This window comes from Paenibacillus sp. 2003 (assembly GCF_031455635.1).
Lineage (GTDB): Bacteria > Bacillota > Bacilli > Paenibacillales > Paenibacillaceae > Paenibacillus > Paenibacillus amylolyticus_B.
In genome coordinates, this window is the sequence record NZ_JAVDTB010000007.1 from 26,547 (window position 1) to 41,881 (window position 15,335).

The 15,335-nt window shown below is 47.8% G+C and carries 10 protein-coding genes; 9 read left to right on the top strand and 1 reads right to left on the bottom strand.

Annotated features, from left to right (window positions below):
• Positions 1-115: 115 nt before the first annotated feature.
• The 9 genes from J2X75_RS23190 (at position 116) to J2X75_RS23230 (ending at position 13,445) form a co-directional block, all read left to right on the top strand.
• Positions 116-2,179: a molybdopterin-containing oxidoreductase family protein gene (locus tag J2X75_RS23190; protein ID WP_310340509.1), complete on the top strand. Its 2,064-nt coding sequence runs from the start codon at positions 116-118 to the stop codon at positions 2,177-2,179.
• A 192-nt stretch (positions 2,180-2,371) separates the two neighbouring features.
• Entirely contained in the window at positions 2,372-3,595 is a 1,224-nt protein-coding gene (locus J2X75_RS23195) for an MFS transporter (RefSeq protein ID WP_310340947.1), read from the top strand.
• Between the two features lie 205 nt (positions 3,596-3,800).
• Positions 3,801-4,715: a class I SAM-dependent methyltransferase gene (locus tag J2X75_RS23200; protein ID WP_310340511.1), complete on the top strand. Its 915-nt coding sequence runs from the start codon at positions 3,801-3,803 to the stop codon at positions 4,713-4,715.
• Between the two features lie 269 nt (positions 4,716-4,984).
• Positions 4,985-6,532 (top strand): response regulator, encoded by a 1,548-nt coding sequence (locus J2X75_RS23205; protein ID WP_133386141.1) that lies wholly within the window; start codon positions 4,985-4,987, stop codon positions 6,530-6,532.
• 354 nt (positions 6,533-6,886) lie between these two features.
• Positions 6,887-7,747 carry an ABC transporter permease gene (locus tag J2X75_RS23210; protein WP_235193717.1) on the top strand — a complete coding sequence of 287 codons (861 nt, stop codon included), beginning with the start codon at positions 6,887-6,889 and terminating at the stop codon, positions 7,745-7,747.
• Between the two features lie 15 nt (positions 7,748-7,762).
• Complete coding sequence (locus J2X75_RS23215) at positions 7,763-8,632, top strand: carbohydrate ABC transporter permease (protein WP_036612724.1); 870 nt, start codon at positions 7,763-7,765, stop codon at positions 8,630-8,632.
• A gap of 27 nt (positions 8,633-8,659) precedes the next feature.
• Positions 8,660-10,309, top strand: a complete 1,650-nt coding sequence (locus tag J2X75_RS23220) for a type 2 periplasmic-binding domain-containing protein (RefSeq protein ID WP_249912710.1) — start codon at positions 8,660-8,662, stop codon at positions 10,307-10,309.
• 92 nt (positions 10,310-10,401) lie between these two features.
• Positions 10,402-12,159: a sensor histidine kinase gene (locus J2X75_RS23225; RefSeq protein ID WP_310340520.1), complete on the top strand. Its 1,758-nt coding sequence runs from the start codon at positions 10,402-10,404 to the stop codon at positions 12,157-12,159.
• Positions 12,156-13,445, top strand: coding sequence for an ABC transporter substrate-binding protein (locus tag J2X75_RS23230; protein ID WP_310340523.1), 1,290 nt, complete (start codon positions 12,156-12,158; stop codon positions 13,443-13,445). The genes J2X75_RS23225 and J2X75_RS23230 overlap by 4 nt, the downstream gene beginning before the upstream one ends.
• Before the next feature lie 144 nt (positions 13,446-13,589).
• Here J2X75_RS23230 and J2X75_RS23235 read toward each other — a convergent pair whose 3' ends face one another.
• Positions 13,590-15,302 carry an ABC transporter ATP-binding protein gene (locus tag J2X75_RS23235; RefSeq protein WP_249912707.1) on the bottom strand — a complete coding sequence of 571 codons (1,713 nt, stop codon included), beginning with the start codon at positions 15,300-15,302 and terminating at the stop codon, positions 13,590-13,592.
• Positions 15,303-15,335 lie beyond the last annotated feature (33 nt).

Below are 15,335 nucleotides of genomic sequence, written 5' to 3' on the forward strand. Positions count from 1 at the left end.
ATATTTTGAAGGCGCTATAGCGGTGAATATGAAGCAAAAACATACTGTTCTCTTTACGCGATAACCTCGAAGAAGATATGATATAGGGATAGCTTTTAAAGAGGGGAGCCTTACGATGATCGATCAGGAGAATGGTGTATTTGCGGCGGTGTGCCCGCTCGACTGTCCGGACACTTGTGGTCTGTTATTACATAAAGAGAACGGAAAAATTGTGAAGGTGGCAGGCAATCCGGATCATCCGATCACCAAGGGTGCCATTTGTAATAAAGTCAGAAATATGACCGAGCGGGTGTACCATCCCGAGCGTCTACAATATCCGATGAAACGTGTAGGAGCCAAAGGTGAAGGCAAGTTCGAACGAATCAGTTGGGATGAAGCGATTAGGGAGATTACGACCAAGTTCACTGCATTGTCCGAAACCTACGGCCCGGAGAGCATCCTGCCCTACAGCTTTTACGGTAACATGGGCATTCTGGGCGTAGACGGTATGGATCGGCGTTTCTTCAATGCGCTTGGTGCGAGTGTACTGGAGCAGACGATCTGTAACTCCGCTGGAAATACCGGCTGGAAATATACGATGGGCGCCAACCGGGGAACTGTGCCGGAAGATACGGAGCATGCGGATCTCATCCTGGTGTGGGGCGGCAATATCGTCAGTACAAATATGCACCAAGTCGTTCTGGCGGAGAAAGCCCGCAAGAAAGGCGCCAAGATCGTCGTAATCGACGTTCATCGCAATCGTACCGCACAGTGGGGTGACTGGTTTATTCCGCTGTACCCGGGCACGGATAGCGCACTGGCGTTGGGCTTGATGCATGTGTTGTTCGAACGGGGACTAACGGATGAAGCGTTTATGCAAAAGTATACGGTGGGTCATGAGGCACTGCGTGATCATGTCCGCAGTTACACCCCTGACCGCGTTGCACGTATTACGGGCGTGCCGGAGGAGACGATTGTGCAGCTGGCCGAACTATACGGTAACGCACAGGCAGCCCATATTCACATCGGCAACGGCCTTCAGCACCATGATAATGGGGGCATGAACGTGCGTAGCGTTGCATGTCTGCCTGCCATTACAGGGCAATGGCTGAAGCAAGGCGGCGGTGCCATTCGCACCAACAGCTACGCGAGCACGAATAGCGACGCGCTCGAACGTCCGGAGCTGCGGCAGAATCCGGAGCCGCGAGTGGTGAACATGAACCGGATTGGTGAAGCGTTGCTGGAAGCAGAGCAGCCAATCCGGGCAATGATGGTTTACTGCAGCAATCCACTGGTGGTGGCACCGGATACCGAGCGGGTGGAGCGAGGTTTTGCACGGGAAGATTTATTCACGGTTGTGCATGATCTGTTCATCACGGATACGGCAAAATATGCAGATATCGTATTGCCAGCCACATCTTCATTTGAAGCGACGGACCTGTACACCTCTTATTGGCATCAGTACGTTCATCTGCAAGAGCCGGTAATTGCACCGATTGGGGAGAGCAAGAGCAATGTGGAACTGTTCTCACTGCTTGGGCAGGCTATGGGGTACGATCCTGCAATCTTCGGAGAAACGCCGGAACAGATGATTGAGGACGCACTTCAGGGCACAGGCAACCCCTACATGAATGGAGTCACGTTGGAGGGACTGAAGGAACACCGATTCGTGAAGCTGGATATGACGACACATGCTGTATTTCTGGATCAGTTGCCCACGCCTTCAGGCAAAATCGAATTGTATTCGGAGACAATGGAACAGAGAGGGCTTCCGCCGCTCCCTACCTATAGTGCTCTGGTTGAAGGATATGATGGGGAGAATCCGGCTGGACCTGCCGATACGTATCCATTGATGTTCCTGTCGCCGCCAAACCATAATTTCCTGAACTCCACCTTTGGCAATTCAGCCAAACATCAGCGTTTGGAAAAGATGCCTCTATTGCAGATACACCCTGAGGACGCTACCCGCAGAAACGTTGAGGATGGGGATGCGCTGGTCGTATGGAATGATCGTGGGCGCATCGAACTTACCGCCAAGGTGAGTGAGGCCATGTTGCCAGGAACCGTCATCAGTCAAGGCTTATGGTGGGATGGTGAAGGCAAGAAGCAGCGAGCGAATTCACTCACTTCCAATCGCTTGTCGGACATGGGGAACGGGGCCACCTTCTTCTCGGCCACTGTTGAAGTGAAGCGTCAATGAGTGTGCTTGCAGCATGATTTTTTTGAGGTAAGATGAACAAAGGCTAGAATTTGAGCAGGATTAAAGTGCAATAGATGTAACACTTCCAAAGGCCTTCGCTCTGGCTGGTTATGGTTATGCCGTCAGGGCAAAGGTTTATTTTTTATGGCTATTTGTTTGTGCAGAGGTACTAAGGAGAATGAATTAACGATGATGAGATGGCTTGATAACTATCCAAAAGAAGTGAGAATATTTTTGCTGGCAAGTCTGGTTAACGCAACAGGCAGTGCACTGATGTGGCCGCTGACCACCATGTATGTGTTTGATGAGCTAGGACGGACGATGGCTAACGCGGGTTTTGTAATCCTGATTCAATCCCTGGGTGGCATCTTTGGACAATTGCTTGGAGGTTCGTTGTACCATCGGGTGGGTGTGAAGAAGCTGATTATTGGCTCACTGGTGCTGAATGCGTTAGGTTTGTTTGCGCTGCCCTGGATTAGCGCGTACTGGGTCGTATTTATATCTGCCATGGGCTGGATTGGCTTGTTCAGTTCATTGTCGCTGCCAGCGATTCAAGCCTTTATTGGCTTCCGGTTTGCGGAGCGACGCGGTGAATTATTCAATATCATCTATGTAGCGAACAATATCGGGGTGGCGATTGGAACGGCGCTGAGTGGTTTTCTGGCTGACTTTTCCTATCACCTCAGCTTTGTGTTGAACGGGGTAACCTCAGCCGGATTTGCGATGTTCTTCTGGTATTATCTGTCCCGCGTTGAACCGGATCAGGGGGAGGTACATCTGACGAAACGCAAAACCGTTCCCGATGGTCCGGGCGTCTGGGCACTGCTGGGCAATACCCGATTATATCTGTTTATGAGCTTGGGTGTGCTCTTCCTGTTATTCGGCAACTCCATCTGGAACACAGGTGTGTCCCCGTATATCATTTCTGAGGGTATGGAAAAAAGAATGTACGGTCTGCTCTGGACCCTGAACGGGGTGCTGATCTTTGTGGGCCAACCTTTCACCAGTTGGGTAAAACGGACCATGGCCCGTACCTCCACTGCCCAGATGACAGCGAGTGCGGTATTCTATGGCATGGCCTACATTGTCATGATCACCATGTACAGCTATCCGGGCATGGTGCTCGCCATGGTACTTGCCACGTTTGGAGAGATGTTGATCTCCCCTGCAACGCCTGCATTTATCTCCGAGCATGCGGGCAGGGCAGCTCCTTTTTACATCGGGATATCGGGTGGAATTGGTGCTGTTGGACGGGTTATCGGACCCTACGCGATGGGGGTTATGTATGACAAGCAAGGACTTATTCCTGTAGCTTGGCTGGCAACAGGCACAGCAGCTATTGCTGTACTTGGTTTTGTACTGCATGCGGTGTTGAACCGTAATCGTGAAGTGAAGGAGTATGGAATGGACGCCTAACAGATCTCATCGTGTTGGATAGGATGCGGAAGGAAGAACGAGTTGAAGTGGACGGTAAATCCACTGTAATCTGTCTGCTCATCCGTAAATTATAGTTGACAAAAAAATATATTTATGCTATAATTTACATATAAAAATATTCCGTATATAATAAGATTCTCCTGGCCAGGGGAATCTTATTTTTGTTTGTACGGGAGGAATAAGTATGAAGCAAAATGAATCCAGTATCACATCATTGATTTCGACTTTTGGCCGAGCCTATCACAGCCAACATGACACACCCCTCATTTTTGATGATTTTATGGCGAGATTGCTAATCTCTCCTCAAGAGTTTTCAGATATCAGCAATAACATGGTTAGAGGCATTCATTTTTTCAACCCGGATATGGCTCAACAGCTCAAGGACGACCCGGAAAAGATTCTAAAATGGATTACCCAGGTACAGTTATCTCCAATAACTCTATCTCGGGCCGCTTACTGTGAGCATGTACTCTTGCATGAAGTCGCGTTGGGATTGAAGCAGGTAGTCATTCTTGGCGCCGGGATGGATACGTTTGCTATGAGGCATCCGGAATTGGAGGACACGCTGGATATCATTGAAGTAGATTATCCGGCTACACAGCAATTCAAGAAGGAGCGGCTGAATCAGGTCGAGCTAACTATTCCGGACAATCTCCACTTTGTACCCATGGATTTTACGCGTGAGCTTTCGAATGACAGCTTGACTCTTGAAGGTTTGAAGAAACGGAAGACGTTGGCTAGTCTCCTGGGTGTTTCGTATTATTTGCCCAAAAATGATCTGTTTAACGTGATTCGTCATGTGTTTGCGAACCTGCCAACCGGAAGCTCTATAGTTCTGGATTATGCAGATGAGCATCTTTTTGAGGAAAAAGGAATGTTTAATCGGGTTGAAAATATGGTTAAATTGGCTGCAATGGGTGGTGAGCCGATGCAATCCGGGTACGCATATGCGGAGATGGAGGCTTTGCTTGATGAAGCGGGGTTGCTTATCTATGAGCATCTGACTCCGGAGGCGATTCAGGAACAGTTTTTCCAGAATCGAATCGATTATCTAAGGGCATTTGAAACGATACATTTCATTCACGCAGTAAAAAAATAAATCAATCCGGGCATGTATGGTCACGTAATAGCCCGCATTTGCATAGCAGCGGCAAACCTTCACCCTGTGGCAGGGTGAAGGTTGTTTGGTTTGATCAAAGGACCAGCACAAACCATGATTCTGTAGCCAATAAAATCACACGTGATACAAATGTTTAGAAATCAGACTTGTTAGGGTGCAATTCCATGTCATTCAACGTTCTCTCCTCTATTTGTGCATAATGCCCATATAATAGAATGGATCTGGTTAAAGGCAGGAGGATGCATACGATGTACAAGGTTTTGCTGGTTGATGATGAATTTATGATCTCGGACGGGATTTCCAGTGTGGTGAACTGGTCCCGATTAGGAACAGAACTGATAGGCATTGCTCAAGATGGATTGGAAGCGCTTGCTTCAATTGAGCGGCAACGCCCGGATATCATCATCTCGGACATCCGTATGCCGGGAATGGATGGGTTACAGCTGGTTGAAGCTGTGGCAGAGAAGTATCAGCATATCTCGTTTATCATGCTCACGGGTTTTACGGAGTTCGAATATGCGAAGACCGCCATGCAGTATGGGGTGAAGCACTACTTGCTTAAGCCCTGCAGTGAAGAGCATCTCGTACAGGCTATCAGTGAATTGGTCAGTGAGAAGCGGGAGTTGACCGATCAGGAGCGTTTTGTACAGACGATCCAATATAATCTGGAGCGTGTACTGCCGCATGCCAAGGAATATTTTCTGAAAGAGCTGGTCACGAACAGAACATACGGGGTCAAGGAATGGAAGTATTTCGAGGAATTATTCGATGTACAGTTTCAGGATCAACGTGTGCGGTTGCTGCTGGTAGAGATCGAGGGGGATCATGAGTATTTGCACTTGTTCGCGGTTAAGAACATTGCCGAGGATATTTTTCACAATCCCATCTTAAGTGCCACGGTTGGAAGGCATATGCTACTAATTATGGAGGACAAGTTGTCTGAAACGCAGTTGTTCCATAATATCGATGAGATTCGCGCCACATTTACCCGATATTATCATGACGATCTCACGATTGCGCTGAGCGAGCCAGGAGATCTATCGCAGGCACGCCATTTGTACATGCAGACGCTGGTCTATCTCAATTACCGCTTTTACCTCGGTGAGGGCAGTCTCATTATGGAGCGGGATGTCTACTCTCCCGGGGAGCGCACCCTTCCTGAATTCGAATACGATCCGGAGCGGATGGTTACTGCAATCAAGGCGGGGCACTGGCAGGAAGTCGGATCAGAGCTGAACCGGATGTTTCAGATGCTTGCCAGCTTGCGATACGATATATCCCAAACAAAGTCCTATCTTATTCAGATGTTTATGGAGATGATTCGACTCAGTGGCTCTGCCGAGATGAAAAGGTATATGGACCAGTTGCCGGGCATGATTGAATCCAGCACGCTGCATTCTTTTCAACAGTTTCTGCTTGCCGTCGCCAAGGAAATCACGCTGCGCCGCTACGAACAACACCGCTCCAGACAATCGCAGATGGTAGGTAGTGTGAAACAGTTGGTAGAGAAACGCTACAAGGACGAGACATTAACACTCCAGTCCATTGCTGGGGAAATATACATGAATCCAGACTACATCGGCAAAATGTTCAAAAAAGAAACCGGTGAGAAATTTACGAACTATGTGTTAAGCTACCGCATCCGTAAAGCGTTGGAGCTTCTGGAGCAGGACGGGAACTGCACTGTATCCTCGCTTGCCGAGCAGACAGGGTTTGGTGCCAACTGGCCATATTTCAGCAAAATGTTCAAGAAATACACGGGATTCTCCCCTTCCGAGTATAAAAAAGTACCCTAGGACAGCGTCGCTCTGGCTTTTACATAGCTAATCTTTATATCCGATCTATATCCGATCTATATCCGATCTACATCTAATCTGTGATCGGGCCCTGTACGCCATTCATCGGCAGCAGGGTCTTTTTTTGTCGGACGGAACTCGGTTTTGAACATCCATTTATCGGAAATGAGCATGGGAAGAAAAGGCGCTCGCTTCTATCATTAGAAGTGTCATGTTAGTGAATCAATACCGAGAGTGGAGGTTGAGTGGATGGAGCTGAATCGAAGCCGGGGGATCGAACCTGGGCGTTTGAAGCCAGCTGGCAAATGGAGTTCGGTGAAAAAGGAACTTGTCCGCAACAGATACGTCTATCTGATGCTCGTTCCTGTGGTAGCCTACTATCTGATTTTCAGCTATGGGCCAATGTACGGGCTACTGATGGCATTTCAGGAATCCTACAACCCGATCAAAGGAATCTTGGCAGGCGAATGGGTCGGATTTGACAACTTCACCATGTTTTTTGAAAGTTATTATTTCTGGCGACTGATTAAGAACACACTGATTTTGAGTTTTTACAGTATTGTGTTTGGTTTCCCGGCTCCGATTCTACTAGCACTGTTGCTGAATGAAGTCCGGAAAAAGTGGTTCAGAGGCGCAGTACAGACCATTAGTTATATGCCGCATTTCATCTCGGTTGTCGTCGTGGTTGGAATGTTGAAAACGTTCTCATCTCTGGACGGTGGGTTATTTAACGTCATTCGTGACTTTTTCGATCTGCAGCCGATTATGTTTTTGGCGGAAAAAGATATGTTCCGTCCGATGTACATCCTGTCCAACATATGGCAGGGAGCAGGCTGGGCCTCGATTATCTTTTTGGCAGCACTTAGTGGGATTGATCCACAGTTGTATGAGGCTTCCAAAATTGATGGTGCAGGCCGCTGGAGACAGCTATTACATATTACACTGCCGGGCATTATGCCAACGATTGTGATCATGTTAATTCTGCGTATGGGGGCGGTCATGAACGCGGATTTTCAGAAAATATTGCTGATGCAAACGGCACCGACCTATGAGACATCGGATGTCATCTCCACCTTTGTTTATCGATCCGGTATTTTGGAAGGGAATTATACGTATTCAACCGCCATCGGACTATTTAACGGTGTCATTAATTTCGCACTGCTCATTATCGCAAATGCGATCAGCAGAAAGCTTAACTCAACCAGTCTCTGGTAATTGGAAGGTGAAGCGATGAAACAGTCTATAGGGGAACGACTTTTTGATGTATTCAATACACTGCTGCTCGTGGTGATCATGATTTTATGCTTTTACCCGATGCTGTACGTGTTCAATTCTTCAATCAGCGATCCGGATCAGATGTTACGTTCCCGGTCATTGATGCTCATTCCTGAAGGTTTCCAGCTGGGAGCGTACAAGTCGGTATTTCAGGATACTCGCATCTATACGGGATATATGAACACCTTGTTCTATGTTGTGGTGGGTACAGCCATCAATCTGCTCATGACTTCGCTGGCAGCCTATGGGTTATCACGCAGTGATCTGATGGGCAGAAAAACGTTGATGAAATTAATTACGTTCACGATGTTTTTTGGCGGGGGCATGATCCCGACTTTTCTGCTGATTCAGAATCTGGGCATGGTGGATACCCGTTTCGCGCTTATTATTCCGGGTGCCATCAGTACGTTCTATTTCCTCATTATGAAAACAAACTTTGAGGGCATTCCGATCAGTCTGATCGAATCGGCGAAGCTTGATGGCGCCAATGACTTTCTGATTCTGTTTCGAATTGTACTGCCTTTGTCAAAGCCAATCCTGGCGGTCATGATGCTGTATTATGCGGTTGACCATTGGAATGATTATGTCGGACCGATGCTTTACCTGCGCAGTCAGGAGTTGTATCCGATCCAGATTATTATGCGTGATATTCTGATCAGCAGCAGTACGGAGGCCATGGGCGCTGGCGCTGATACCGGCTTTGCCATTGGGGAGAACATCAAATATGCGACCATTATTATCTCCACGCTGCCGATTATGCTGGTATATCCGTTCATCCAACGTTATTTTGTTCAGGGCGCTCTAATCGGTGCTGTGAAACAATAAAAAATGTATCCTATGGAGGCGAATTACTTGAAAAAAAGAATGGGGTCCATCCTGTTGTCATCGCTACTTACCATGTCTTTACTGGCGGGCTGTACGGGTGATAATGAACCAGGTAACGCAGAGCCAGCAGAAGGAACAGAACCTGCGGTGCAGGCATTAACCGAGATTCCGCTACCGATTACAAGTGAGCCATTTACCATTGACTACTGGCGCGCCAATGATGCCAAACTGACAGCTTCCTTGAACAATTTTGGCGATATGGCGTCTTACAAGGAAAAGGAGAAATTGACGGGAATCAAAGTGAAGTTCACACATCCTCCGCTTGGACAACAACGTGACCAGTTCAATCTGTTGATCTCCACGAAAGAACTACCGGATGTCATTTATTATAACTGGGCGGATGCCGTTGGCGGACCGGAAAAAATGATCAAGGATGGTCGAATCATTCGATTGAACGAACTGATCGACAGTTATGCACCGAACTTAAAGCGGATTATTGAATCCGATCCGGATGTGAAGAAACAGATTGCACTCGACGATGGCACGATCTATATGTTCCCGCTGCTCAAGCTGGATGCATTGAAGCTGAATGCTACTTCCGGTTTAATTATGCGCCAGGACTGGCTTGATAAATTAAATCTCAAAGTACCTACCAACATTGATGAGTGGTATACGGTGCTTAAGGCATTCAAGGAACAGGACCCCAACGGCAACGGCAAGCCAGATGAGCTGCCATTCACCGGAAACTGGGGACCGGGTAACCTGACTAAGCTCCATGATTTTGCCGCGGCCTTTGGTGTAATTGGTGGCTTCCAGATGAATGGAGACAAGGTGGAGTTTGGACCGATTCAGCCGGGCTACCGTGATTTCTTGGAGACCATGGCCAAGTGGTACAAGGAAGGGCTGATTGATCCCGAGATCATGACCAATGACGGTAAAGCTTTCGATTACAAGGTCACCAGCAATCTGGCAGGCGCATATCAGGGTGGGGTGTTCAGCGGCATGGGGAAATACTTTAATCTGATGAGAGATACGGATCCGAACTTTAACGTGACTGGTGTACCGTGGCCTGTATCTCCGGATGGAACTTCGTATGCGACATTTAATCTGGACGCTAAAGTGTTGACTTATGGTGAGGCCATTACAGCTTCCGCGGACGAAGACAAACTGAAATATATTGTACAGTGGATGGACTACAACTATAGCGAAGAGGGTAGTGATCTGTTCAACTTTGGTATCGAAAATGACAGCTATGTTCGTGATGGGGAAGGTGTCAAATTCACAGATACCATCATTAATAATCCGAACGGTCTGACGTATGATCAGGCACTGGCTTCTTATGCCTTATCCATTATGGACGGTCCGATCAATCAGGATAGTCGTTATTTGGATGCCTTACTATTTGACGACGGACAACGTGCCGCGAATGCGGAATGGATGAAAGCAAGCTCAGCTTTAACGCTTCCTCCAATTCGTTTGTCAACAGATGAGGTGACCACAAGTACGTCCATCATGAGCCAGGTGAATACGTATTTGAATGAAACGATGACTGCCATCATTAGCGGACAGAAGCCGATCACTGAATTTGACACGATGGCCGAAACAATCAAGAGCATGGGCATTGACCGGGCGATTGAGGTTCATCAGGCGGCCTATGACCGATATCAGTCCAAATAATACGTGAGAAATCGAGCGCTAAAACTTTGGGAAAACCTTCCTGCATGTGATATACCTAGTAGTATCACGTGGTTCAAAGGAGCGCTTTGGTCATGACAGCCTACCGCAAACTCAGCATCAAAATGAAAATGTTTCTGATGATTATGTTCATGATGGCGTTTATCATCATCCTGGCGTTTGGGTCCTTGTATTATACGTACTCGGTGTATGACAAACAGCTGTTTGATAAGTCATCCCGACTTCTGAACCTTTCTTCGTCTACAGTGGATGTTGAACTTCAGAAGTTGGAAGCGTTATCATTAAACATGATCTCTGATACTCAGATTCAAAGAGCTTTGAAGTCGTTGCTGGATGACGATAGCGCATATTCAAGCTTTATTGAACGAAAGAAGATCACGGATCGGCTATGGGAGCATATTAGTGGGGCTGCACGTTATGTGCAATCCGTTCATCTGATTGATTCCAGAGGAAGAGTCAATAAATATGGCGAGACACTAACCGTATCCCAGGAAAAATATGATCGGATGATTGCGGCTGCGGAGCAGGCCAATGGTGCAGTACGCTGGTTATACCCTGATGACGATGACCCGATGCTGGTTATGGTCCGTCAGGTGAGAGCCTACGAACCGATGACCCTGGAACCGGTAGGCATACTGTTTCTGCGTATTAATATCGAGCGACTCGTTGAGGAGTATGCGGGCATCGATAGCCAGGACAGTGACATTATTTTAAAAGCAGGCAGTGAGGTGGTCTATCCTTATCGCCAGCTTCCAGAAGCGGTGTCCACGGGGCTGAATCCACTTCCAGGCAGTGGGGGATATGAGATCAAAAATTTGGATGGGAGGGAGATATTTCTTTCCCAGAAGAAATCCGCATACACCGGCTGGGTGTATTATAATATGGCCTCTTATGATGAAATTTTTGAACGTATTATATGGTTGAAAAATAGTTTGATTGTCGTTTATCTTATCGCCATTCTGGTTGTTCTCGCGCTTGGTATGGTGTTCGCACGCAGTCTGACAAGGCCGATCAGGCAGCTTATCAGTCAGATGAAGGAGGTTCAGTATGGGGATCTGGAGAACATAGACGCCAATCTGTCCATTCCAACCCACCAGCACATGGATGAACTGGGGTTATTACAGCGTACGTATCGACTGATGATTACACATATTAATACATTGATCAAAGAAAATTATGCAAGCCAACTGGTCATTAAGGAAACAGAGTTCAAGGCATTACAGGCGCAGATCAATCCTCACTTTTTGTATAATGCATTGGATTCGATCCATTGGCTGGCCAAAAAGAACAGACAGGAGCAAATCTCCAGTATGGTGCTGTCACTTGGGTATTTGCTGCGTTCCTCCATCAGCTTCAAGCAAAATATCATTACCATTGCCGAAGAGCTGGAGATCGTCAATCATTATATCACCATTCAAACCTACCGTTTCCGGCAGCGGCTGGATTTCCGTATGGATGTGCCTGCTTCTTATCTGGGGTGTGCCATTCCCAAGTTGACCCTACAGCCATTACTGGAGAATGCCATTCAATATGGTCTGGAACCGCAGGTTGGATCATGTCTGATTCGAGTGTATGCCGAGATATCAGGTGGCAAGTTGGCCCTTATCGTGGAGGATCACGGTCCCGGCATGGAACCTGAATATGTGGAACAAGTGATGCGCGGAGAAGTGAAGACCAGAGGAACAGGTATTGGTCTGCTGAATATCAGGGAGCGGGTACGTCTGGCTTTTGGAGAAGAATATGATGTTTTGCTGGAGAGCAAGCCGGGGCTTGGAACAAGAGTAATGGTGCTGCTGCCACCCCCATCACCAGGTAAGGAGGAGAGGCTATGAGAAGATTATGGCGAACCATAGGCATGATCTGTCTTATGCTGACTCTTCCTGGCTGCGTGAACCAGTTGGATCAAAGGCCAGGCATGATTGTGGACGAAGAGCCGATAACGCTGCGAATCGCATGGTGGGGCGGGGAGTTCCGCAACAATGCAACGATAGCTGTTATCAACCTGTATGAGAAGTTGAATCCACATGTAAACATTGAATACGAATATAGCAGTTTCAACGAATACTGGAGAAAACTTGCCCCACATGCAGCAGGCAATGCGTTGCCCGACATTATCCAGATGGACATCTCCTATCTGTCCCAGTACAGTTCGTTGCAACTGTTGGAGGATATGACACCGTACATGCAGAGTGGGCTAATCGACACGACATATATTGAGAAGGATCAGCTGGAGAGTGGTAGCCTGAATGGAAAAACCTATGGTCTCAGTTTGGGGGTTAACGCCATGCTCAGCATCTATGATCCGGAAGTGTTGAAGGCCAATGATATTGAATTGCCAACGGATACGTGGACATGGGCGGATTTTGACCGGATGGGCGAGCAATTGCTCGGGAAAGGCATCTATCTGGGAACCTATTTCACGCCGGAACAGTTTTTCGCGTATTACTTGAGACAATACGGTTCCAAGCTGTACGCCGAGGATGGCGAGAGGTTGGGTTATGAGGATGATGGATTGTTTATTGATTACTTTGGCAGGATGCAGCAGCTCGCGGAGAAAAAGCTTATTTTTGCACCGGATATCTGGACATCCGACATTGGCCAGCCTGATAACGACCCGTTTTATCTGGGAGAGGCTTTGTTTAGCTGGGGGTATTCCAACCAATTTATCAGCACCGCTCAGCGTTATGGCAAACCCTTAACCATCTCCCCAATGCCTGGGCCAAACAGCCAGGATGGATTGTTTTTGAAGCCAGGCATGTTTTTCTCCATGGCGGGCAATTCCAGACATAAGGAGGAGGCGGCCAAGTTCATCAGCTTTTTTGTGAATGATTTGGATGCCAATCTGCTGCTCAAAGGGGAGCGGGGTGTGCCCGTCTCATCCAGTGTCAAAGAGCGGATGAAGCTGGTGGTTGAACCGGAGCTGGCGCAGGTGTTTGACTATATTGATTGGGTTGCGGATAACAGCACTCAGATGGACCCGCCTGATCCTGTAGGTGCACCCGAGGTCACTGCGGTATTGCGAGAGTTGTATGATCTTCTGCTGTTTGGCAAAATTACGCCTGAGCAAGCGGCAAAGGATTTTCGTGAGCGAGCGAATGCCATTTTGGGTGGTAAGTGATATAAATTGAACTAAATGTCATTTACACTTGCCACTTCGATGACAGAACAACCTTCCCTCTTGTACAGAAGGAAGGTTGTTTTACTGCTGTAGTGACTTATTTGTACAACTCATATATTGAACTTAAAGCGTTTAAGCCTACCTTTAACCAAACTGGGCTTGATGCAGTCGGCTGTATGGGCCTTTACGAGCGAGTAGTTCTTCATGACTTCCTTGTTCGGCTACGCTGCCGTTCTCCACCACTACGATACGATCGGCGTGTCTGATCGTCGCCAGACGATGGGCGATCACCAATGTCGTACGTCCTTGGGCCAGCTCGGACAACGCCAGTTGAATGGCAGCTTCCGTCTCGGTATCGAGTGCGGAGGTAGCTTCATCCAGAATGAGAATTGGCGGGTTTTTCAGGATCATTCTTGCGATGGACAAACGTTGCTTCTGTCCGCCGGACAACTTCACGCCACGTTCACCGATCATGGTATCGAGTCCATCTGGCTGGGACTGTACCAGCTCTTCCAGTTGGGCCCGGCGAATGGCTTGCCAGATTTCTTCATCGGAAGCATTCAGTTTGCCGTATGCAATATTTTCTCGAATCGTTCCATCAAACAGGAAAATATCCTGCTGCACAATCCCGATATGGGAGCGCAGTGATTCCAGTGTCATGTCCTTCACCGGAATGCCATCGATGGAGATATGTCCCGCATCGACATCATAGAAGCGTGGGATCAGACTGCATAACGTCGTTTTACCTCCGCCCGAAGGTCCAACCAGAGCAACCGTCTGGCCTGCCTGAATATTCAGATTGACCTGAGACAGCGTAGGTTTGTGTTCTCCATAAGAAAAGGTAACGTTATGGAAAGCAATATCGCCTTTGACATTCGGAATCGGTTTCGCCTGAGGTGTATCTTCTACATCCGGCACAGCTTCAAGCAACTCCAGGTAACGTCTGAATCCGGCGATGCCTTTGGGATACGTCTCGATGACGGAGTTAATCTTTTCAATCGGTCCGAGGAATACATTGGATAACATCACAAAAGCGATGAATTCTCCGTATGTCATACTGCCTTGAATGACAAACCAGGTTCCACATACCAGTACAAACAGCGATACAAATTTCATCAGGATAAAACTGAGTGAAGAGTTCCAGGCCATAATGCGGTAGGTGATCAATTTGGTGAGTCTGAAACGTTCGTTGTTCTCAACGAAACGTCCTACTTCATGCTTTTCATTGGCAAAAGCTTGTACCACACGGATGCCGCTCACATTGTTCTCTACCCGTGCATTATAATCGGCGATATCCGCAAACATGCGCTTAAACGCCTTGGACATTTTGCGACTGAAATACAGTGACAGGTAGATCATCAGCGGAACGATGATAAACGTCATCACAGCGAGCTGCCAGTTGATCCCCAGCATAATCCCGAAAGCTCCGGCCAGTGTCATAAAGGCGATAAATAAGTCCTCGGGTCCGTGATGTGCGATCTCACCAATATCCATCAGATCGTTGGTCATGCGGGAGACCAGATGTCCGGTCTTATTGTTATCGAAGAAACGGAAGGACTGCTTCTGTACTCGCTGGAACAGTTCACGCCGCATATCGGATTCGATGTTAATGCCAAGCTTGTGGCCCCAATAGGTCACTGCATAATGGAAAAAGGAACTGAGCAGGTAGATGCCGAGCAACCCGACACACGCTGCTAAGATCATGGACCAATTGCCAGCCGGAAGCAGTTGATCGACCACCCGGTTAACGGCGAGTGGAAAGGCTAACTCCAGCAGCGCGGCGGCGATGGCACAGGAGAAGTCCAATATAAAGAGCCTTTTGTAAGGGCGATAATAAGACATAAAACGGCGAAGCATATGTAAGTCCTCCTCGATATGACACAAATGCCC

What these genes read in the sequence shown, in the direction of transcription:
- J2X75_RS23195 (WP_310340947.1), top strand. Translation starts at nt 2,372, where the DNA reads ATGAGATGGCTTGATAACTATCCAAAAGAAGTGAGAATATTTTTGCTG.
- J2X75_RS23225 (WP_310340520.1), top strand. Translation starts at nt 10,402, where the DNA reads ATGACAGCCTACCGCAAACTCAGCATCAAAATGAAAATGTTTCTGATG.
- J2X75_RS23215 (WP_036612724.1), top strand. Translation starts at nt 7,763, where the DNA reads ATGAAACAGTCTATAGGGGAACGACTTTTTGATGTATTCAATACACTG.
- J2X75_RS23190 (WP_310340509.1), top strand. Translation starts at nt 116, where the DNA reads ATGATCGATCAGGAGAATGGTGTATTTGCGGCGGTGTGCCCGCTCGAC.
- J2X75_RS23205 (WP_133386141.1), top strand. Translation starts at nt 4,985, where the DNA reads ATGTACAAGGTTTTGCTGGTTGATGATGAATTTATGATCTCGGACGGG.
- J2X75_RS23230 (WP_310340523.1), top strand. Translation starts at nt 12,156, where the DNA reads ATGAGAAGATTATGGCGAACCATAGGCATGATCTGTCTTATGCTGACT.
- J2X75_RS23210 (WP_235193717.1), top strand. Translation starts at nt 6,887, where the DNA reads ATGCTCGTTCCTGTGGTAGCCTACTATCTGATTTTCAGCTATGGGCCA.
- J2X75_RS23235 (WP_249912707.1), bottom strand. Translation starts at nt 15,302, where the DNA reads ATGCTTCGCCGTTTTATGTCTTATTATCGCCCTTACAAAAGGCTCTTT.
- J2X75_RS23200 (WP_310340511.1), top strand. Translation starts at nt 3,801, where the DNA reads ATGAAGCAAAATGAATCCAGTATCACATCATTGATTTCGACTTTTGGC.